The 21,293-nt window shown below is 54.6% G+C and carries 20 protein-coding genes; 6 read left to right on the top strand and 14 right to left on the bottom strand.

Annotation, left to right across the window (positions count from 1 at the left end; all coding sequences use genetic code 11):
- Positions 1-12 precede the first annotated feature (12 nt).
- The 4 genes from QU597_RS23170 to nagA all read left to right on the top strand — a co-directional run bounded on the left by QU597_RS23170 (position 13) and on the right by nagA (position 5,367).
- Entirely contained in the window at positions 13-1,815 is a 1,803-nt protein-coding gene (locus tag QU597_RS23170) for an FTR1 family iron permease (RefSeq protein WP_310830008.1), read from the top strand.
- 770 nt (positions 1,816-2,585) lie between these two features.
- Positions 2,586-3,464, top strand: a complete 879-nt coding sequence (locus QU597_RS23175; protein ID WP_310830009.1) for a MurR/RpiR family transcriptional regulator — start codon at positions 2,586-2,588, stop codon at positions 3,462-3,464.
- On the top strand, positions 3,464-4,192 hold the full coding sequence (nagB, locus tag QU597_RS23180; RefSeq protein ID WP_236335372.1) for a glucosamine-6-phosphate deaminase: 729 nt from the start codon (positions 3,464-3,466) through the stop codon (positions 4,190-4,192). The genes QU597_RS23175 and nagB overlap by 1 nt, the downstream gene beginning before the upstream one ends.
- Positions 4,180-5,367: an N-acetylglucosamine-6-phosphate deacetylase gene (nagA, locus tag QU597_RS23185; RefSeq protein WP_310830010.1), complete on the top strand. Its 1,188-nt coding sequence runs from the start codon at positions 4,180-4,182 to the stop codon at positions 5,365-5,367. The genes nagB and nagA overlap by 13 nt, the downstream gene beginning before the upstream one ends.
- Before the next feature lie 143 nt (positions 5,368-5,510).
- On the opposite strand, the gene QU597_RS23190 is transcribed toward nagA, so the two are convergent.
- Positions 5,511-6,434, bottom strand: coding sequence for a YhcN/YlaJ family sporulation lipoprotein (locus QU597_RS23190; RefSeq protein ID WP_310830011.1), 924 nt, complete (start codon positions 6,432-6,434; stop codon positions 5,511-5,513).
- A 181-nt stretch (positions 6,435-6,615) separates the two neighbouring features.
- Between QU597_RS23190 and QU597_RS23195 the strand changes: the two genes are divergently transcribed.
- Entirely contained in the window at positions 6,616-7,686 is a 1,071-nt protein-coding gene (locus QU597_RS23195; RefSeq protein WP_310830012.1) for a glycosyltransferase family 4 protein, read from the top strand.
- 87 nt (positions 7,687-7,773) lie between these two features.
- Here the strand turns inward: QU597_RS23195 and QU597_RS23200 are convergent, their stop codons facing one another.
- From QU597_RS23200 to QU597_RS23250, 11 genes are all read right to left on the bottom strand, one after another.
- Positions 7,774-8,817 (bottom strand): glycosyltransferase family 4 protein, encoded by a 1,044-nt coding sequence (locus tag QU597_RS23200; RefSeq protein WP_310830013.1) that lies wholly within the window; start codon positions 8,815-8,817, stop codon positions 7,774-7,776.
- On the bottom strand, positions 8,814-9,536 hold the full coding sequence (locus QU597_RS23205) for a glycosyltransferase family 2 protein (RefSeq protein ID WP_310830014.1): 723 nt from the start codon (positions 9,534-9,536) through the stop codon (positions 8,814-8,816). The genes QU597_RS23200 and QU597_RS23205 overlap by 4 nt, the downstream gene beginning before the upstream one ends.
- Positions 9,537-9,564: 28 nt before the next feature.
- A complete protein-coding gene (locus tag QU597_RS23210) occupies positions 9,565-10,140 on the bottom strand; it encodes a class I SAM-dependent methyltransferase (protein WP_310830015.1) in 576 nt (191 codons plus the stop codon).
- Positions 10,141-10,172: 32 nt separating this feature from the next.
- Positions 10,173-10,898, bottom strand: a complete 726-nt coding sequence (locus tag QU597_RS23215; protein WP_370656208.1) for a glycosyltransferase — start codon at positions 10,896-10,898, stop codon at positions 10,173-10,175.
- On the bottom strand, positions 10,895-11,890 hold the full coding sequence (locus QU597_RS23220; RefSeq protein ID WP_310830016.1) for an NAD-dependent epimerase/dehydratase family protein: 996 nt from the start codon (positions 11,888-11,890) through the stop codon (positions 10,895-10,897). The genes QU597_RS23215 and QU597_RS23220 overlap by 4 nt, the downstream gene beginning before the upstream one ends.
- Positions 11,860-12,699, bottom strand: coding sequence for a dTDP-4-dehydrorhamnose reductase family protein (locus QU597_RS23225; protein WP_310830017.1), 840 nt, complete (start codon positions 12,697-12,699; stop codon positions 11,860-11,862). The genes QU597_RS23220 and QU597_RS23225 overlap by 31 nt, the downstream gene beginning before the upstream one ends.
- Complete coding sequence (locus tag QU597_RS23230) at positions 12,696-13,682, bottom strand: polysaccharide biosynthesis protein (RefSeq protein ID WP_310830018.1); 987 nt, start codon at positions 13,680-13,682, stop codon at positions 12,696-12,698. Before QU597_RS23230 ends, QU597_RS23225 begins: the two co-directional genes overlap by 4 nt.
- Positions 13,675-14,766 carry a non-hydrolyzing UDP-N-acetylglucosamine 2-epimerase gene (wecB, locus tag QU597_RS23235; RefSeq protein WP_310830019.1) on the bottom strand — a complete coding sequence of 364 codons (1,092 nt, stop codon included), beginning with the start codon at positions 14,764-14,766 and terminating at the stop codon, positions 13,675-13,677. Before wecB ends, QU597_RS23230 begins: the two co-directional genes overlap by 8 nt.
- 113 nt (positions 14,767-14,879) lie before the next feature.
- Positions 14,880-16,361 carry a glycosyltransferase family 4 protein gene (locus QU597_RS23240; protein WP_310830020.1) on the bottom strand — a complete coding sequence of 494 codons (1,482 nt, stop codon included), beginning with the start codon at positions 16,359-16,361 and terminating at the stop codon, positions 14,880-14,882.
- 348 nt (positions 16,362-16,709) lie between these two features.
- Entirely contained in the window at positions 16,710-17,843 is a 1,134-nt protein-coding gene (locus QU597_RS23245; RefSeq protein WP_310830021.1) for a CgeB family protein, read from the bottom strand.
- Positions 17,844-17,873: 30 nt separating this feature from the next.
- A complete protein-coding gene (locus tag QU597_RS23250; protein ID WP_370656209.1) occupies positions 17,874-18,971 on the bottom strand; it encodes a CgeB family protein in 1,098 nt (365 codons plus the stop codon).
- Between the two features lie 222 nt (positions 18,972-19,193).
- Between QU597_RS23250 and QU597_RS23255 the strand changes: the two genes are divergently transcribed.
- Positions 19,194-19,556 (top strand): hypothetical protein, encoded by a 363-nt coding sequence (locus QU597_RS23255; RefSeq protein ID WP_310830023.1) that lies wholly within the window; start codon positions 19,194-19,196, stop codon positions 19,554-19,556.
- A 28-nt stretch (positions 19,557-19,584) separates the two neighbouring features.
- On the opposite strand, the gene QU597_RS23260 is transcribed toward QU597_RS23255, so the two are convergent.
- Positions 19,585-19,758, bottom strand: a complete 174-nt coding sequence (locus QU597_RS23260; RefSeq protein ID WP_082452049.1) for an aspartyl-phosphate phosphatase Spo0E family protein — start codon at positions 19,756-19,758, stop codon at positions 19,585-19,587.
- A gap of 91 nt (positions 19,759-19,849) precedes the next feature.
- On the bottom strand, positions 19,850-21,289 hold the full coding sequence (wsfD, locus tag QU597_RS23265) for a glycan biosynthesis hexose transferase WsfD (RefSeq protein WP_310830024.1): 1,440 nt from the start codon (positions 21,287-21,289) through the stop codon (positions 19,850-19,852).
- Between the last annotated feature and the right edge of the window lie 4 nt (positions 21,290-21,293).

Raw genomic sequence — 21,293 nt, forward strand, 5'->3', positions numbered from 1 at the left:
GGGGTAACCCCTATGGGATGGTTGTTACATAACGCTTGGCGCCGCATGCTGGCCGCCGCGCTCTTAGGCGGCCTGCTCCTGCTGCTGCCGGGCAGGCCGGCAGCCTTCGCCGCGGCGGCGGGGCCGGCGCTGGACGAGCTGCTGCCGCCGGTCGGCAGCGCGCTCGTCGAAGCCGGCCAGGGCCGCTGGGATGCGGCCGCCGCCGATGTGGAATCGTTCGCCGCGCTGTGGCGCACCGCGAACGAAGGCACGCCGGACCCGGCACTCGCCGGTCCGGCTGCCGAGGTGGACGCCGCACTCGCAGCTGCGGCGTCGGCCTTAGATGCGGGCGAAGATACGCCCGCATCTAAGGCACTGTCCACGCTCGCCAGAAGCGTGGACGCGTACGTCACTGCCGCGTCAGGCGGCAGTGACGCCAGCGCCGCCGGGCGCGAAGCCGCGGCAAAGCTGCTGCCCGCGGCGAAGGCGACGCGGGATGCGGCGCTGCGCGCCGACTGGACGGCGGCGGCTGAGGCCTACCGCACCGTCGTGAACAGCTGGGCGCCGGCGGAGCGCGGCATCCGGGTGGACAATCCGGCGGTCTACGCCCAGCTGGAGACGAAGATCAGCCTGCTGCGGATCGCGCTGCAGGCCGAGCCGCTCCGCGAAGAAGCGGCCAAAGCCGAAGCAGAGGCGCTTTATACGCTGCTCTCCGATTACAGCGAAGGCAAGGCCATCGCTGCGGGAGACTCGTCAGCGGAGCCTGCTTCCATCGAAGGGCTGATCAGCTACCTGAACAAAGCATCCGCTGCCGCTACAGCCGGGGATAGCTCCGCTGCGGCCGGGATCATGGAGCAGTTCATCGTCGCCTGGCCATCGGCTGAAGGCCAGGTACAAATTGCCTCGCCCAAAACGTACACCAATATCGAGAATGAAAGTGCAGACGTCACCGGCAAGCTGCTCTCTGATCCGCCAAAGCTTGAAGAAGCACTGAAAGTGATCGATAACATGCTGGCGGAGCTGACGCCGCTGGCCGGTGAGACAACCTACACCGCCTGGGATGCTGCCCTGATTCTGCTTCGTGAAGGGCTTGAAGCGATTCTGGTGCTGTCTGCCCTGCTATCCTATCTCAAAAGAGAAGGCGGTCCAAGAACCCAGCGCTGGGTCTGGTCAGGTGCTGCTTCCGGTCTTATCCTCAGTATAGGTCTTGCCTTCCTCCTTACGCTTACGATATCGCAAGCGGCTTCCGGAGGAGCACGGGAGCTCATAGAAGGAATTACCGGACTTGTTGCCGTAGTAATGATGCTCACCATCGGACGCTGGATGCACAACAAATCGAACACTGCCGCCTGGAACCGGTACGTGGGACGGCAGGTGGATGGCGCGCTGGCCAAAGGCAGTCTGTGGTCTCTATTTTTCGTAGCGGCCCTGGCCGTTCTGCGGGAAGGCGCGGAGACAACGATTTTTTATGCCGGGATGGCTTCCTCCATTACAACCCCGCAGCTGCTGCTCGGGATTGGGGCCGCCTTGGCCGTACTGATTATCGTGGGGTATGCCATTATCGCGCTGAGCGCCAAGCTGCCGATCGCTGCGTTCTTCCGCGTAGCTACCCTGCTGATCTATTATCTGGTCTTCCGTTTCCTTGGCGAGAGCCTTCATTCGCTCCAGGTGGCCGGCAAGCTGCCGGCGCATGTGGAGAACGCATTACCTGCCGTGAGCTGGCTCGGGCTGTTTCCGACCTGGGAAACGCTGCTGCCGCAGCTTGTGGTCCTGGTGTTTATCCTCTGGGAGATGCTGCGCGGCAGAACCAACAGGAAAACGCGTACAGCCAATTAATATCATAACTAGCTGAATCCTCGATAATCAGAGGTTATAAGAGCGGAGAACCATTACCCGAAGGTTTGGGAGGTTCTCCGCTTTTTTGGGCTGTTTATCCGTTCTTCTATTCCCCCCAATCCCCCTCTCTACACTTCTGCCGATCCACACATCTATCCCACATCTACCTATATGTCTCCCACTCTCCCACTCGCCCATCCAACGTATCCAACATTCATCCATGCAATTTCCACTAACTTTTATCTGTTAATCCAACTTTTATTACCCTAGCTACTTTGGAATGAGGACTCTATATGAGTAACGCTCGCTTTAACTGGATGAAGGCACAATAATGGGATTTTCTCCATCTAATTTCCTCTCCACGGGACGGAGACAGACGCTAGTCGGATTTTCTCCATCTAATATCTTACATATGGCTCAAAATCAGCATTTTTTGGAGTGTTAGCGGGAGAGTTTCCACCTAAATTACGTTGTTAGGTGAAATAATAGAGATCAGTTGGAGGTTTTCCCACTATTATCTCATCCGTTGAACCTTCGTTTCTATACACTTAGTTAGCTGATCAACAAATCTATATCCACTTTATATTTACCTTATATTTTATATCCTTTTAATATCCGCTCAGTATCCGCAAAAACTCTTGCTTGCATCCGGCAGGAATATGTTTTATTCTGATTATGAAAATAATTTTCTCTAATATACACATAATAATTAAAATAATTTCAATTATGAAGTTGTTGTCCGTTCATCATGAAGAAAAGAAGGTGGAGAAATGTCTCCTATTCTGCATGCCCTGGAGCATGAGCAGGCAAGCTTCTCCCAGATGGAACGCAAGCTGGCGGAGCGCATCCTGTCCTCCCCCGGAGAAGTGGTTCATATGGGAATCACAGAGCTGGCCGAGCAGTGCGGGATCAGCCCAGCTACAATTACACGTTTTTGCAAAGTCCTGCATTTCAAAGGCTTCCCTGATTTCAAGGTCAAGCTGGCGGCAGAGCTTGCGCATAGTGATGCCTCTCCGCAGGAGGGCGGATCCTCCTATCAGGACATCGTTGCCGGAAATCCGCTGCCCTTTATCGTCGAAGCGATGCAGGCCAACCATCTGACCTCCATCCGGGATACCACCTCGCTGCTTGACCTGGAGCGGCTGCAAAGTGCCATTGATTTGTTGTGCCACGCCCGCCGGGTCGATCTGTACGGGATGGCGACCTCGTCGATCGTCGCTCAGGATTTCTACCAGAAGCTGATCCGCATTGGTGTGAACTGCACTGCTTTTGCTGACTCACATATGCAGATCACTTCCGCTTCCTCACTCTCCACGGGTGATGTAGCCTTTGCCATCTCCTATTCGGGCGAAACACCGGAAACCATCGATGCGTTAGCCTGTGCCGGAGCCAGCGGCGCGTCCACCATTTCGCTTACCTCATACGGCAGCAGCACACTGGCTACGCTGGCCGGCATCCCCTTATTCTCCTCCTCGCTGGAGCAGGGAATGCGCCGGGGGGATATGGCTTCACGGATCGCACAGCTGCATATCATTGATATCCTGTTTACCGGGATGGTCAGTACCCGGTTCGGGGATTTCATCCCTAAGCTTGAGAAATCTTATCTGAATGTCCAACATTACCGTCATAAACGGGGAGGCCAATCCTAATGAACATTCTTAAATTCAATAATGAAGAAGATTTCACAGAAACCGGTGCGAACCTGATCGTCAGCCTGCTGCAGAGCAATCCCAAAGCCGTGCTCGGCCTGGCTACCGGAAGCTCTCCGGTCGGCGTATATGCCAGGCTCGTTGAAATGCACCGCAAAGGCATCGTCAGCTTTGCCAAAGCCTCATCTTATAACCTGGATGAATATGTTGGCTTGCCGGAGGATCATCCCCAGAGCTACCGCAGCTTCATGAACGGGCATTTGTTCAATCATGTGGATATCGACCTTGCCCGTACCCATGTCCCTAACGGCAATGCACCCGATCTTACTGCCGAGTGTCTGGCCTATGACCAAATGCTGGAGGAGAACGGTCCGGTGGATCTGCAGATTCTCGGTATCGGCAGCAACGGCCATATCGGCTTCAATGAACCGGACGCCAGTCTAAGCAGCGGAACTCATGTGGTCGACCTGCTGGAAGAAACGCGGGAAGCCAATGCCCGCTTCTTCGACAAGCTGGATGATGTGCCCCGCCAGGCAGTGACAATGGGCATCGGAGGTATCCTCAAAGCGCGGCAGATTGTCCTGCTGGTGCGTGGTGAAGAGAAGGCCGAAGCGGTTAAAAATGCGCTGGAAGGTCCGATTACCACCCAATGCCCCGCCTCGCTGCTGCAGAGCCATCCCAATGTTGTCGTGCTGCTGGATAAAGGAGCTGCAAAATGGCTGAAATAACCCCTTCCGGTGAGCTGCTCTACGGAAGAGTGCTGACTCCTTCCGGCCTGGTAGAACAGGGGGTGATCGCTGTCTCCAGCGGAGTGATCCAGTATGCAGGAGAAGCTGCCTGGCTGCCCGAGGCTTATGCCCAATGGCCGGCGGGATGTACAGAGAACAGCGGCCTGCTGATTCCCGGCTTTGTCGACGTACATGTGCATGGCGGAGCCGGTTACGATTTCATGTACAGTGACAGCGACTCCCTGGAGACGATTACCCGGTTTCACGCTTCGCAGGGAACCACTACGATGCTGGCTACGACCATGACCGCTGCCAAAGCGGATATTGACCGGGTGCTGGCCGAGGTGAATGCCTACCGGGCAGCTGAGATGCCTTATGCCCAGCTGGCCGGTGTGCATCTGGAAGGACCGTTTATTAGTCCGAAATGGCCGGGGGCACAGAATCCCGGGCATATTGTACCTGCCAACATTGAATGGCTGGAAGCCTGGGAGCAGCAGTACCCGGGATTGATCCGCCAGGTTACCCTGGCACCGGAACGCGAAGGCGCGCTGGAGGCGATCTCCTGGCTGAGGAAGCACGGAATTACAGCCGCTCTGGGACATACCAACGCTACCTTCGAGGAAGTTACCGCTGCGGCGGATGCCGGGCTGAACCAGGCTGTGCATATGTTCAATGCCATGACCCCGCTCCACCACCGCAAACCGGGAGCTGCCGGTGCCGTAATGTTCGACGAGCGGATCCGCGCTGAGGTCATTGCTGACGGCATTCATGTGCATCCGGCGGCAATCGGCATTGTCGCCCGGCTTAAGAAGAGTGCTAATCTGCTACTGATTACGGATGCGATGTCCGCAACCGGACTGGACGACGGAGAATATACGATTGGCGATCTGCCCGTGCTTGTTAAGGGCGGTGTTGCCACACTGAAGGATAATCCCGAGGCACTGGCCGGAAGCACGCTCACGATGATCCGCGGCTTCCGCTTTCTTATTCAGGAAGTGGGCCTCAGCCTCGAAGAAGCTTCAAGAGCGGCCAGCCTTACACCTGCCGTTTCCCTTGGCATGCAGCGGACCATCGGATCCCTGGAGGCCGGCAAACGCGGCGATATTCTGCTGCTGGATGAATCGCTGAACCTAAGCGGAGTATGGATAAACGGCCGCAAAGTTGCTGATCGTTAACCGGCATAATGCCGCTTATAACCTAAGGAAGCAGCCATCACAGGATGGCTGCTTTTTATTGTGACGCAGGGCCGGCACGTAAAGAATAGCCCAAACCATTTCCAGGCATACTAGCCTAATCCATTCTTGCGCGGCTGCAGGCTTTAATACCCGCTGCGTGTAGGGAAAATACGTTCAACCATGGTGCCGAATTCCTTGGCAAAGCCTTTTAGCGGATGGCCTGCACGGAACTCTTGCGCATAATAATCGGCCCGTTCCACAAAGTCAGGATTAGCCGAAACGTAGACATTTTTGATGCCCGTATTTTGCTTTTTCACTACGGAAGCGATTCTATCCTTCATATCTGTAGTCAGGTCATTGTTATCCGTCATCTGATAGCTGTTATTTGGAGCGACACTGCGCGTGCCGATCCCGGTTCCCATACTATCATCGATATCCCGCTTCATACGGGTTCCATCGGTATAATTGCTGCTGGACAGTACACCGTTTCCGCCGTTGCCCGGATAGGCTTCCGGATTCGCCGTTCCGGTACCTCCTACCGTCCCTGTCCCGGTATAGCTCTGCGGCACGCCAGTCATGGATCCGCCCATACCGGTCATGCCGGGAGTGCCGTTCACCGTTCCTCTTCGGCCAATTCCATTACCTGCATCCATTCCGTTACTCATCGGTCTGCCGGAGCCGGAAAGCAAGCCGGAGGTATTGTTCTGGAAGCCGTTTCCATTATTATAAGTACGAATTTTATTAGTGCCCAGAGTATTCGGCTTCCCGTTTGTTTCATCAAGCTTTACAGCAACATAAGCGCTTGTTCCGACGACCATTACATTTGCGGTGCTCACCTCCGGCATGTCGGCAACACGGTCAGCAAGCTCCTGACTTATCTCCATCTTGTCATAGGAATTATTATTCCGGACCGAATTCACCTGAATCCGTCCGTCATGCGTTCCCCGTACACTGTTCGGTTGCACATCCGTGCTGTTTGCCGAATTGTTGGTTCCGCAGCCTGTAAGGCTTACTATCCCCAGGAGCAGCGCGGCTGTGACTGACGTGCTAAGCTTTGATCGCAACATGAATTCATCCTCCATCTCTAGACTGTGATGTGCAGCGTAACAAGGTTTAGCATAGCCTGCAGCAGACCGGGCTATCCTGAAAGGATTTGGCACATGCTCCGGTTCACTGTCACGCGCGGAGAAAGATTCGCGTATCCTATAGACAGTAGGGCTCCGCAAGGTGAACTCAGGAGGGGTGAGCATGAAGGTTCTATTTACGTTTTATGTACCCAGCGGCGGGGTGGAGACCCTGAACACGCTGCGGTGTGAGAGTCTGCAGCGCGAGGGCATTGAGTGCCACGTTCTGTACCTCATGCCGGGTTCCTCAAACCAAAACCAGCCGAACTATCCCGTATACATCGCTTCAGGGGATGAAGAAATCCGCACACTGCTTGAAAAAGAGCATTTCGACGCTATTATTGTAACCTCCGATTACTTATTGATGGAACGCCTGCGCCTGCTGGGCTATGACGGTCTTCTGATATACGAATCCCAGGGACTCGGAAGACGCAGTGATGCGAAGGATATGATTATGGATGCCGTTCCTTATCTGCGTTCTTATTGTAATGCCGTACTGATTCCGCCTACTGATCATCTGCTGGAACTATTCATCTCTATCTGCCCCTGGCTGCAGCGTTATATCATTCCTAACATTGTCGATGTCCAGTCCTTCAGGTTCCGTCCCGGCGAACCGCCGTGCGACCCGGTAATCGCCTGGGTAGGACGCCTGGAAACCAACAAGAACTGGAGTGAATATCTGAAGATTGCCCATCAGATCCGCCGCCACAAACCTAATCTGCATCTCTGGATGTTCCATGATCCTGGTCTTGCCAGCGAGGAACAGAAGCAGCTGTTTCATGAAGAATTGCATGCCTTGGGACTGAACGACCGGCTTGTAGTGTTCACCAATATTCCCAACCATGTTATGCCCCTTTATTATTCTTCTATTGCCAGCTCCGGCGGTTTCCTGCTGTCAACGTCGATCACAGAGGGATTCGGTTATGCTGTTGCGGAAGCCGTCTGCTGTACCTGCCCCGTACTTAGCACCGACTCCGACGGTGTCCGGTCCTTTATCGTCCATAATTATTCGGGCAAGTTTTATCCGCTGGGCAATGTTGAGGCCGCTGTCACTGAAGGTCTGGAGCTCATGAATAATCTGGAGCTGCGCAGCAGCATCCAGAGCCAGGGCAGAATGCATATGGTCTCACGTTTCGGCTCTGAGCGTTATGCCCAATCCTTCCGCGAAATGCTGAATTCTTTCTCTATTTTTTAATCCTTATCAGCAAAAAAGCCTTCAAGCCTGCCGGATCACGCATTTCCGGGGGTTGAAGGTTCTTTTTTGGCACGCGGCAGGCCGGGTTCATCCTTGCTTCGAGACCATCTCAAACAGCTCAGACTGGAAAATCTGCACGCTTCTCTCCCAGGTGAACTGTAGTGAATCGCTCTCCCCTTTGCGGGCAATTCGTTCGCGCAGCTCCTTGTCACGGACTAATGAAATAATATCCTGGCCAAGCCTGTTCTCGTGCCGGTAGGACATCAGACAGTTATGGCCGTGCCTGCAGTACTCCATATTGCCTCCTGAATAGACCGTAACCAGCGCTGCCCCGCAGCGCATCGCCTCAAGACCGGGCAGGGAGCCGGAATCGAAGGTGCTGGAGCTGACAAAAATGTCGCTTTCATTATAGTGATAGCTCAGTTCCGTATCATTAGAAGGCGTGCGCAAATGGTAACGGTGATCATTCAGCATCATCTTCAATGCAGCTGACTCAGCATATTCACCCGGAGGAGTAATCAGATAAATTTCCACCTCGGGATGCAGTTCCTTGACCCTATTAAGCTGCTCCAGAAGATATTCCTGCTCCCGGTGGCCCGAGAATCCGCCTTCCGGCTTGCGCAGGATTGCGGATACGACAAGGCTTTTGCCCGCTGCCTCGCGCATATGCATATTCGTGAAGTCAGCGTTTACGCCAACCGGTACAATTCTCCCTTTGATGCCATGGTTGAGCCGGACGACTTCCTGCTGCCAGCGTGACAGCACCATCAGATTGCGGGTAATGCTGTAGGAAGCAAAAGACTGGTTATTATGAGGCAGAAAGGTTGGTTCATAGCAAAGCGCAAGCCTGATATGCAGCCCCTTCCCTTGCTCGCTCGCCCTATGGGCTACAGGCACAGTAGTATAGTAATTCGAGATGATGACATCACTGAAGGGAAAATCATCCTCTGACAGTTTTTCGATCTCCCGCCCGAATTCTACCCTGCATTTCATCTCATACTCCACATTGCCTCCGCTGGGCATAAGGATCACCACTTCATGGCCGATGTCGCTCAGGCGGTTGGCTAATTCTGCCAGCATCCGCTGCGCGCCTCCCCTGGACAACGTCAGAATCGGGAATGTCAGCCTCATTGCCCTCTCTCCTTTCTCAGCAGCCGGGCGAGAACCCCGTTGTGCCTTGCCTGTACGACTTCAATCTCCCGGGTTTGCGCTTCGTTGTGAATGACAGAACCCATCTCCTTGTGGATACGGTAATCCAGCAGCGGCTCCTCGATATAAGACCATTCGTAGTGCGGCAGAATACGCAGCCACAGGTCGTAATCCTGGGTATACAGGAACCTCTCATTAAACAGCCCTACTTTGCGGAAAATATCCATATCGAGCAGAACAGAGCTGCCGTTAACCGGACAGCCCTTCATCATTGTCGCGATCATTTCGCTCCGGCCGGTTATCAGGACACGAACCACCTCGGAGACCCGTTCCCCGTGTTCATTAATGTAGTAATAAGCCGTATGATTAAAAGAGGTGCCCGTCTGCGCGAGGGTTATCATCTGCCGCTCTATTTTATCCGGGTGAAACAGGTCATCCGCGCTTAACCAGGCAAAATAAGCTCCGCTGGCAGCCTGTATTCCCCGGTTGAGCGCCGAGGCCGTGCCGCCGTTAGTCTTACGTATATATACAATTTTGTCCATGAACGGAGCAAGCTTCTCGGCATGCAGGGTTGAACCGTCATCCACCACAATGAGCTCAATATCCGGATAAGTCTGGGCAAGCACGCTTTCCACCGCAAGATGAACATAAGGACAATTATAAAACGGGATGACCACCGAAACCTTGGATTGCTGATTCATGCGCTCACCTCCTTCCCGAATTCGTAGGCTAGACTGTTTTGCAGGCGAGTAAAGCATCCAGCGGCGGGTGGTCTGGCCCGAACGCTTCCCTGAAGGCCGGATTCTCAGCATGGTGAAACCCTTTAAGCACCGTAACTGAATAACCCAGCCCGAGAAAATCCTCCGGCTCCCAGCCGCTCCAGTGCCTCTGATAATACTCGCCCTGCAAATGAAAGTGATCCGTTCCTTCCTGCGGAAAAAAGCCGCGCGGTGTAAACACTACTACACGGTTAGAGGCAATAATCTCTGCTTTTCTCAGAAGCTCCATACCTTCAGCCATGGTGAAATGCTCCAGGGAATCTATCAGTGTAACCGCCGAAAAGGTTCCCGGCAGAAACAGCTTATCAATATGGCCGGCATCCGCGTGAAGCGGAATAATATGCGGTGATTTGTATTTGCGGTGCAGCAGATAAGGTCTGTGAATGTCCAGGCCAATTACCAGAGCAGCCTCATAACGTTCAAGCAGTGTACCTGTGCCGCTGCCGATATCCAGAATACTCTCGCAGAATTTCAGCTGCTCCAGCAGAACCGGCAGGAAGTCATACACTTGAATTTCCCGGTACATAGGCTCTCCTCCCCCAAATGATATTCATGTGCTCATCCGCCCATAGAAGCGATTAGTCCGCGCAGCATTCCCTGATAGCGGCTGTTCGTCGCAGCGGCTTCCGCCATAATGACGTCATAATGCTTGAGTGTGCCCATTCCGCTATGCCGCCGGTAGGCTGTTAAGGACTGGTTCAGCATGACTGGCGGGTAACCATTAAGAATCGCCCGGAACCACAAATCATAGTCATGCGTGTAGGGCAGTGACTCATTAAATAAGCCGATAGCTCCGAACAGTTCACGCTTGAACATTACCGTACAGCCGTTAATGGGATTGCCTTGCAGGAAGCAGCGTAAAAATTCCAGCTGGTCCGGAAATACAAGTGAAGCGTTCATATCGGTCAATTGCGATTCCCCGTTAATATAATTGAAGTTCGTATACGAAATCAGGAGCCCGTTTTGTTCCATAAACTTGACCTGATTGTTGATCTTGTCATGGTAGAACATATCATCCGAGCTAAGCCAGGCAACATAATCCCCCGTAGCATGGATAATCCCGTGATTGAGGGCAGAAGCTGTTCCCCCGTTGGCTTTGCCCAGGTAATGAATATGGTTCAGATAAGGAGCAATCCGGTCCGCATGAGCCGTAGATCCGTCATCGACTACGATGATCTCATAAGGCTGCCAGGATTGGGATAAGGCGCTTTGCAGCGCCTGTTCGATATAGGGGCAATTATAAAATGGAATAATAACCGAGACCTTCGGATAATTCATGTTCATGACAAACTTCCTCCCCTGCCGGAACGGTAATAGTCAACAATATCCTGTATGGAATGCTCAAGGCTGATTTCCGGTTTCCAGCCAAGGATAGCGGCGTTCTTTTCCGGTCCGTCAGCAGCATCCGGCTCACCGGAGCCTGCCGGCTTCACCGTCTGCTCTTCCCCAGTATCCGCCCCCCAGTCCATTAAGACTGGTGCCTCCGCATGGGCCAGCAGCTTCCCGGCAATATCCCCCAGACTCCGCTGAGTTCCCGAATCAATACGGTAGACGGTTCCGGCCTTGCCCTGACGCAGAATGTAGTCGTAAGCCCGCACGGCGTCACGCACATCCAAAAAGTCCCGCAGCACATGCCTTGAAGAGAGCTTGAACGTCTGCGGCTCTGTATTCCTTCCTGCCGCAGCTTCTTCACTGCGCACAATATGCTGCGCGAGCAAAGAACAGAAGCCGGTCGAAGGGCCGGGGCCGATCAGGTTGCAGGGCTCTGCCAGCAGCACGGGCTGTTTGAACAGCGTCCCCCAGGCCAGTGACACCAGCTCCTCCAGTGTTTTGCTGAAGCTGTACGGATGGGGCGGCCCGTCGGCCGTTCCGGGTCTGTATTTGAGCCTGGAGCCGGCCACCAGAATCCGGCCTGCCGGCCGGGCACGCAGGGCTTCAAGCAAATACAGGGTAGCCATTACATTGGTCTCCATATAGAGCAGCGGATCCCGCCAGGATTCCGGAACGGAGTTCTTGCCCGCCAGGTGCAGCACCTCGTCCGGCGCCGCTTCAGCAATCATAGCGGCAACAGCCTTCCGGTCGCTGAGGTCGCATTCCTGCACCCTGACACCCTCCGGGAAGCCCGCGGATAAGGCGGCCGGACGGCGTACCACCGCCGTAACCTCCGCTCCTGCTGCATGGAAATAAGCTACAGCATGCCGTCCGGTAAAGCCGGCGGCTCCGGTAATCAGCAGCCTCCGCCCCTTCATGTGGACATCGCTGACTGGTTCATCCACTCCGCCAGCTCTGAGAGCATTACCGGATAGGAAGGAAGCTCAAAATGAACATCGTTTCTCGTACTTACAAGTGTACGATCCTGAACATGAACAGAATCCGGCATAATCTCGACATCCTGTTTGTGGAATGCATGCTGCATATGAAGCAGCAGCTCGTATTTGCTAAGCGGTTCGGGGTGAGCCAGATGTATCAGGCCGGACACCTCCGAATCCAGCATCTTGTCAACTGCTTTGGCCAGCTCCAGCGTGGTCACTCCATTCCACATGACCCGCTCATAACCGGAGACCGGACCTTTCTGAGCCAGGAACCATTCCATCAGCCCGATGCCGCCCTTGCGGATCTCCGGACCGATGATGGAGGTGCGGATCGTCAGATGGCCGGGTGCTCTGACTTCACCCAGACTTTTGGTAATGGCATAGACGGAAGTGCCGTCGGCCGTATCCTCTTCCGTATAACCGCCGCGTGTTCCTTCGAACACGCAGTCGGTGCTGATATGAATCAGCCGGGCATGCACGGCATCCGCAACCCGGCGCAGCCGGTGAGGCAGAAAACCATTCACATGATAAGCGCCGATCCGGTCACGTTCGGCAAATTGATTAAGGACCCCGAGTGCATTGATAATGCAATGAGGGGAGACCATTTCGACCAGTTTCTCTACACCGGCAATATCGTCGGCATCCACATACAGCCCGCCAAGATCGCTCTTATCCCGGGTTGTATGGAAGACGTGATGTTTGCCCTGGCGGCGAAAGTACGCCGCCAGCATATGACCCGCCATACCGTTTCCGCCGAGGATAAGCAGCTTCACTCTAGGAACCCTCCCCGGATCAGGATGCTCTTGATCTCCTCCTGATCCATAAGATTATTCTCCGAGCTGAAGCTGTTGAAGGACACATGCGGATAATTCCGGTAATGGGCTTTCAGCTCCGGCATATCCAGCGTCGGGAGAATGACCAGGTACTGCTCATCGTAGACGACCGTAGTCAGGCTCTCGAAATCACTCATCAGAATTTCATGAATCTTCTCCCCGGGACGGATGCCGGCTTCAATAATGCTGACATCGCTTTTTCCGGAGGCTTCGATCAGCACTTCGGCCAGATCGACAATCCGGCAGGTCGGCATTGTCATGACGAAGATTTCCCCGCCGATGCTGACCTCGGAAGCTTTGAACAACAGGGTGATCGCATCGCGGAGCGTGAAGAAGAAGCGGGTCATTTTCATATCGGTAATGCGTACCTGGCCCTTATCCTTGATCTGCTTCATGAACAGATGCACCACGCTGCCGTTGGTTCCCAGCACATTACCGCCGCGCACCGTTACGAACCGGGTGCCTGAGCCGAGCAGATTGGCATACACGAACAGCTTTTCGCCGATGGCTTTGGTCATGCCGTAGAAGTTAGACGGGTTCGCAGCTTTGTCAGTGGAGATGTAGATCGCTTTCTCAACGTTGTTGGCAATGGCTGCTTCAATTACATTCTGGGTGCCGACCACATTCGTTTTGAGGGCTTCATACGGCTGATCCTCGCACACGGGAACATGCTTCAGCGCAGCCAGATGGAACACATAGTCCACCCCGCGGCAGGCAGCCACCAGCGCATCCTTGTCTCGGATATCTCCGATAATGAAGCTGAGGCGGTTATCTTCGAATTCCCTGCTCATCGCTACCTGGGCAGACTCGCTGCGGGAGAAGATAATGATTTCTTTAGGATTTTGCGGCAGAAGCTGCCGGATAAGTTCATGCCCCCAGGAACCCGTGCCGCCGGTGACCATAATCCGTTTATTATTAAACATGCAGGTTCCCTCCAAGCAAAAATTTAACTACTTTAGCCGAGACATCCGGTGTCAAATATCCTTCCGGTGCCTCCCATTCTGGACTCAGCGACGTCATCAGCCGGGTACTGCGCAGAATGCTGTTCTGCTCCACACCCGATACTACATTGCTTCCGCAATCCACCGTCTCCGGACGTTCAGTCGTCCTGCGGATCGTTACGGTTGGCACACCCATCAGGCAGCATTCCTCCTGGACGGTTCCGCTGTCGGTAATCGCACAGAGGGCATACTGTTCCAGATGGACAAAATCAAAAAATCCGAAAGGCTCATGGAATTCCACCAGCGGGTTCATAGTCAGCGGGAACGCTTCTGTCAGCTTGGAGCGGGTGCGGGGGTGTATACTGCAGATCAGGCGGATTCCAAAATGCTCAGCCACCAGATTGAGTCCTGACATAATCTGCAGCAGCGCTTCAGGATCATCCACATTCTCCGCCCTGTGGGCGGTCACGAGAAAATACTGGCCTGCTGTCAGATTCAGGCGGGATAGAATATCACTGTTGCTGATTTGCGCCTGATAATGCGTAATGACTTCATGAATCGGGTTGCCGGTGAGCACGATACGCTGGCTGGGAAACCCTTCGCTGACCAAATGCCGCTTGCTCTGCTGTGTATAAGGCATATTAATGGTGGAAACGGCATCTATGACACGGCGGTTTTTCTCTTCCGGCACTTTTAAATCGTAGCAGCGGTTGCCCGCCTCCATATGCACTACCGGAATCCCCATCCGCTCCGCGAGAATGGCACACAGCGCACTGTTCGTATCCCCCAGGAGCAGAATACGGTCCGGCTGCTCCTGCAGCAGGATGCTCTCCAGACTTCCGAACATGGCGGCCAGCTGCCCGCCCAGTCCCGCCTGCTTATCCTGCAGCACATAATCCGGTGCCCGCAGCCCCAGCTCCGCGAAGAAAATCCCGCTGAGACTGGCCGTGAAGTTCTGGCCCGTATGCACCAGCACATGCCGCTCCGCATGCTCGTCGAGCAGCGGAATGATCACGCTGAGGCGGATGATCTCGGGCCGTGTGCCCAAAATCGTCATGATCTTCATGGGTTCACTCCCCTTTGATATTGAACTGCCATACGAATAGGGCAGGGTTGAATGGATGCTGCAGCCGCGCGGCTGCAGCTTGGTGCGGCAAGCACTGCTGCAGCTTGGCGCGGCTACCGGCGGCTATGCGCGCGCCGCCCGGTCCGCTTGCCGCGGTGCCTGCGGCCGCGGCTGCTTTTCCGGCGCGCGGTGCCTCCCCCGCGCCGCCCCGTCCCCCGGCGCTTGCTGCGGCGCGCCCGGGCTTTGGCGCGGCTCAGCTTGCCGCGCCGGAGCTTCGCGCGCCGCAGCCGTGCAGCGCGGCGCGCCTTGCCGCGCGGCGGCTTCGCAGCGGCCGCCGCCGGTTCGACGCCCCCCGGTGCCGGCAGCAGGGGCGGGGCGGGTTCGGCGCCGCCGGGCTCAGGCGGCGCGGGGCAGTAGCGGAGCTGCCAGCGCTCCGCGAGCCCCTGCAGGCGCGTGCGGTAAGCCGCCGGTCCGTAGACGGCGTCCACGCACTCCCGCGCCTGACTGCCGATGGCGGCGGCGAGATGCGGCTCCGCCAGCAGGCTGTTCACGCGCTCGGCCAGTGCGCCGATGTCCGCCGCCGGGGCGAGCAGCCCGCCGCAGCCGGCGGCGTGCAGCACTTCGTACAGCCCGCCGGAGTCATAGGCGACAACCGGCTTGCCGAAGGCCATTCCTTCCAGCGCCGTCATGCCGAAGCCTTCGCGGATCAGGCTGGGAACAACCAGCAGATCCATGGCGCAATAGGCGGAAGGAAGCGATTCTTCATATCCGTAGAATTTAAACCTGGAGGTCAGCCCCTCGAGCTTTACCTTGCGGACGCAGCGTTCATAATAGCTTTTATCTCCCGGAGTGCCGATGACCAGAAACTTGGCATCCGGATGCTGCGCGCTCACCAGGACCGCCATTTTGACGAAATGCTCCAGTCCTTTTTCTTTATTAATGAAAGAAGAAATATAGCCAATGAGCGGTTCTCCGGGCGCTACCCGCAGTTCCCGCCGCCGTTCACTCCGGAGCGTACTCCAGGCTTCCACCATCATTTCCTGGTCATTCCAGGACGGCGGAATCTGTGTCACCTTGCCCTCACGGATATCCTCCGGAAAACAAGCCGCTGCCGTTTGGGAAATGGCCAGTATCTCATCGCTGTTCCTGTGGATCAGCTCTACGCTGATTCCGGTGTAATCGTTGTCGGTGATCGTCTCGGAGATCTTCCATACGACTGGAATGCCCAGAGACTTCGCCGCCATCGCCGGCAAAGCATGCACACAGGTGCTTGAAATAATGAATGCCGGCCGGAGTGCGGCAAGCCAGTCTGTCAGCTCGCGGTATTCCCGGCTCTCCTGAAGCTTGCGGATATCCGCCTCCAGTCCGGCATAAGGGGTATACATTCCGTAGACCAGAGGAATCGGGATCACCTGTACACTCAGCCCGGAGCTGCGGGCCTTACGGGTAAGCTTCCCATCCTGGGGGGCTACGAGAATACAGTTGAAATAGGAAGACAGCTCCCGGGCGAAGAACAGCAGCAGCTTCTCTGCACCCGTTATACTGCGTGTATTGGAAACGTGGGAAAAGAGGACAATTGTAGCTTTGTCGGCCATGGTGTTTCGGCGCTCCCTGGCAAGGGGCCTCGAGCGACCATTCACCTCCTTCAAAGTTTTACGAAGCTTAGGCTACGAAGCACTTCTTCGCAGTAAAACTCGCTTCGGAAGCATTCGCTTAGTTTTATGAAGCATCAGCTACAGGACCATTCTTCGCAGTAAAACCCGCTTCGGAAGCATTCGCTTTGTTTTACTTGCCTCTTGTTTCAGTTGAAGCTGCCCCTGGCTGCGTCTGGTTAGGGGCGAACGCCAAGGTCCAGTACTCAGTATATTGAGGGGGAACAGATGCCGGCACGACACCTGTCCCCTGGTAAGCGCACATTTTCACTTTTTGCCCGCCGCTGCCGGTTAGCCGTAGATTATGGTCAACAGCTGGTTCAGGCGTTTGGTGTAGGTATGATCCTTCAACGTCCGTTCAAAGGCGCGCAGCGCCATATCCCGCCGCTGCTCCTCATGGGTCAGGTAATAACGGATTTTATCCATCATCTCCTGCGGGCTTGAGAACGTATCAATTTCTTCACCGACCTTGTAGAAGGTGCCCATATCATCTCTGGCATCGCTCAGCTGCAGCGTACCGCTGGCTGCAATTTCGAAGGTGCGGGGATTGGGTGAGGCAGCCGGAATATACAGCTTATTGTTATTATCCATTTCATCCACATGGGCACGGTGAAGATTAATAACAATTTTGGAGCCGCTATAGGTGACCGCAGTCTCCTGCGGAGTCATCCACTTGCCGATTTCAATACGCTCCCCGTACAGCGGAGCCTCAGGCAGACGGTCCCACCAAATGCCGTTAATGACAGTGTTGTAGCTCATCAGCTCCGGCATAATGTCACGGAAGAAATTGATCCGGTTCCAGTAGGCGGAGCCGATGAAGCTAACATCCCGTTGTACCGGTGAACGTCCTGTCGTCGGGCGATAATGCTCCCTGTGGGCGGCAAAAGGCAGGTAATGTACCTCAGTGCAGCCAAGGCCGCGGTATATTTCCACGCAATTGCGCTCCAGTGTGAACACATAATCATAATGGGCTACGATATTTATCGTGAAATCTGTATAATACGGATCATCCGTCAGCCAGATCGCGGTCTTGATGCCCCTGCCCCGCAGCTCGGCAACCTGATCAAGCGGCAATTCAAGGCCGTCCAGCACCAGCACCAGATCAGGCCGCTGCGCGTCTACGAGCCCCACCAGATTCTGGCGGACATCGGTAATTGTGACTTGGGTCGTCAGTTTTTGCAGCGCATAAAGAACGGCTTCATCCAGCGGGGAATACGGATAACCTTTGCCCGAGGCTACATACATCACATGAAGGTTCCGCACCGGAATCGGTTCCTCCGGACGGCCGTCCAGAATGGCGAGCCTTCCCCGTAAATATCCCTCATCGTAGCCTATCTTGAAGCCGGTCAGGCGTCCGCGCAGCTTTTCTTCTTCCGCCGGTGTCCGCGGCAGCGGAGGTGCGGGCATTATAAATTCATTGTTCATGAGTAATCGCTCCTTCATCCCATTCTGATTTCACAGTTGTGAAGTAATCACATTCAACAATTGAGGCAGCCTTGCGGTGAATGTATGATGACGCAGTGTTGTCTGCAGCCCCCGGAGGGCAAACTTCCGGCGCTCTTTCTCATGCTTCAGGTAATAGTCGATTTTGCGTTTCAGCTCTTCGGTGGAGGCGAAGGTCTCTAAGTCATGGCCCGGGCGGTAATAGCTTCCTAGATCCTCACGGATATCTGTCAGCTGCATGGTTCCGCAGGCACTGATTTCATAGGTTCGGGGATTAATAGAGCGTGACGGCAGCTGAAAGGTGTTGCGGTTATCCTGCCCGCCCTCCCACGGCCGGTGGATATTAATGACCAGCTTAGCACCGCTGTAATAATTCGCCGTTTCTTCCGGCGGGATAAAGCCGCTTTTAATGAAAGGAGACAGCTCTTCGAACTGGCTCAGCCGCTCCCAGAAGCCGCCGGCGATCAGCACTTTCTTGCCCTTAAGATAGGGCGCCAGCTCGTCGAACAGTGCAGTACGGTTGCGGAAGGCGTTGCCGATGAACACAATATCAAACTTATGCTGCGGTCCGGTCCTGCGCGGATAGAACATTTGGGGATTCACGCAGAGCGGAAGGTAATGAACAGAGCCCGCCCCGAGCGAGCGGTAAAACTCCACACATCCCAGCTCATGCGTAAACACGTGATCATAATGCAGGCAGATGACGGAGGTGTCTTCGGTAAAGTAAGGGTCATCCGCAAACCAGATTGCCGTAGGAATCCCAAGCTTTTTGATTTCATCAATTTGTTCCAGATGGTTCTCCGGAAACACATGCAGCCCGTTCATGACGAGGACTGCTCCCGGCATTTCCCGCGCCGCCACCTCCAGCATCGTCTCAGGTGTGCTGAGCACCAGCTCACTTACCAGCAGCCTGAGTGCTTCTGCGATCCCTGTGTCTATCGCCTCAAAGCCCTGGGGCACATACATCAGCTTAAACGGCCGGCATGCTGCCACCTCCGGAGAATTCAGGCGTTTCACAGCTTCACATAAGCCGAGACGGTATCCTTCCTGATAGCCGTCCCGATAATCCCGCGGACGCGTTCTTCTCTTTTTTGCTTTCACGGCTTTCACCCTGCCCCGTCATATTCTCAAGACAGTAGTACTATATGCGGAGTCAGCATCCGCCTCATGGACATCTGCCACGACTGATGATAAATTGGCAGATGCCCCCTGTCGATCACCCGGGTTGCCCGAACCTTTGCCGATTCCTTCCACTGGGATACACTTGTATCCTGTCACAATGCCCTCTGAAAAGTTGGAGAATGTGATGAATAGCAGGACGACAACGGTTGGATGACGGGGATAAGCGGAGTCCCCCCCTTTGTTCCCACCCTTCCCACCCGCCAGCGGGAAATCAAGGGGAAAAATACCTTTGTTCCCACCCTTCCCGCCCGCCAGCGGGAAATCAAAGGGAAAAATACCTTTGTTTCCGCCCTTTCCACCCGCCAGCGGGAAATCAAAGGGAAAAATACCTTTGTTTCCGCCCTTTCCACCCGCCAGCGGGAAATCAAAGGGAAAAATACCTTTGTTTCCGTCCATTCCGCCCGCCAGTGGGAAATCAAAGGGAAAAATACCTTTGTTTCCAACCCTTCCTGCCCATCCCGCCAACAAACACAAAAAAAGACATCCGGGCGGGATAACCGTCCAGATGTCTAAGGTATACAGCTCTCTATTCTATTATTTCCTAATAAGGCACATCGTCTTTGTCCGTGAGGCAGTCGGTATATTCATTCAACAATGCATCCAGCTTCACGGATTGGCGGAGTACTCTTATATCCTGCATTCCAAATTCCAGGGCAAGCCTGTTCAGCTCCTGCCTTGCCTGCTCAATTCTGTCCCTATGATCATCATTCCCCATAGCGGCCCCCTAACTCAGATGAGGCTGTACAGCCATTTGTTAAACTTTTACTAAAGTTCCAAACACATTGTATTCGATAATTTACAATGGGTCAATTCCCCAAAGTCCGATGAATGCGTCTGCCCATGCTTACGGCAATGTGCACAAGCCCGCCGAACATGATCACGGCCATCAGATCAAAACTCACATTGAACAGAAACAGATGCTTGCCGATATCCGCCCTGCCGTCGCCGAGGACCGGGACCAGGAAAGAGAACAGTCCGATCAGCCCGATCAGCAGCAGCAGTTCGCCGGCAATCCGGCCCGCCAGCTCTCTTGTACGGAAATAATGGAACAACACTCCGGCGTAATACACTAGATAGAATAGGATAAGGAAGCCAAGGGTATGCGGGATATGCTTGTCTTTAAACTGGCTCCAGACGCTGTAGGTCTGGCTCAACGCACCAGCCGGCTTTCCCTCCAACTTCTCATAGTTTCCAAGATACTGCGGGCGGATGTCCATACTGTTCTTGGCCGCATATTTCATATGCTCTATCAGCCGTACGGGATGCTTAATATAGAAGAAGAGCACATCCTTATGGGAGACCCGGTCATAGAATTCCGGCGTAAGCGACGGATCATCCTGTTTGATGGCGGTATCCTTCTGGAAATAATTCGTTCCTGCCAGCACCTCAAGGTGTTCCGGCAGTCCCAGATCACGCAGGTCCCCGCGTACATCCGGTGAATCATTCAGAATCCCGAAAAACACAGTCTGGTACAAATTGATATGCTTGAGTTCCTTGGGAGCCGCCATATACAGAATGACCGAGACCAGAGCCACTGCCACCGCGAACCGGCGGGCCAGCCTCCGGAAGTTCCCCTCCCCGGGAAGTGCACCAAGCCGCAAAAAAATCAAGGAGAAGACGAGCCCGACCGGAGCATTCTGGATTTTGGAGCAGATCAGGAACAATACAGCTAGAAAGAACAGTGTCAGCCCTTTCCGGGTTGGCCTTTCCTGTGCCGTCAGCCTCAAACCCAGCGCAAACGTAAGCAGCATCGATACCATCGACACCGGTTCGCCGAAGAGCGAATTGAAATAAGCCAAATATCCGATATCATAAAAGACAAACAACATCCCGACCCCCAGCAGCAATCCTGTCACCGCAGAGTACTTAGCCCCGAGCTTCACAATCAGCCAGGTCGCGGCAAGCAGCAGAAGCGCATACACCGCTCCCAGCAGGCGGATATCAAAATAGCTGCCATGAAACACTCCGGAGAGGAGTCTCGGAACCAGTACCAGCAGAATCTGTGAGGAAGGATAGAAACCTTGAAACAGATTTTCATAGGAAAACCTTGCATGGCTGAAGCTGAAAAAACGGTCAGCATAGCTTTCTGCAGCATTATAGTAATTCAGCCCGACGGTATCCATCATCCGCTTGAAATCCCCGTTGTCAGCTACCCCGATAAAAGGCTGCAGGAACAGCAGGTAAAGAATTAGGCCGCAGCCGGCAAGAGCCACCAGATACTCGGGTTTCAATATTCTTTTGTTCATAGCT

Origin of the sequence: Paenibacillus pedocola (assembly GCF_031599675.1) — a bacterium.
GTDB lineage: Bacteria > Bacillota > Bacilli > Paenibacillales > Paenibacillaceae > Paenibacillus_AQ > Paenibacillus_AQ pedocola.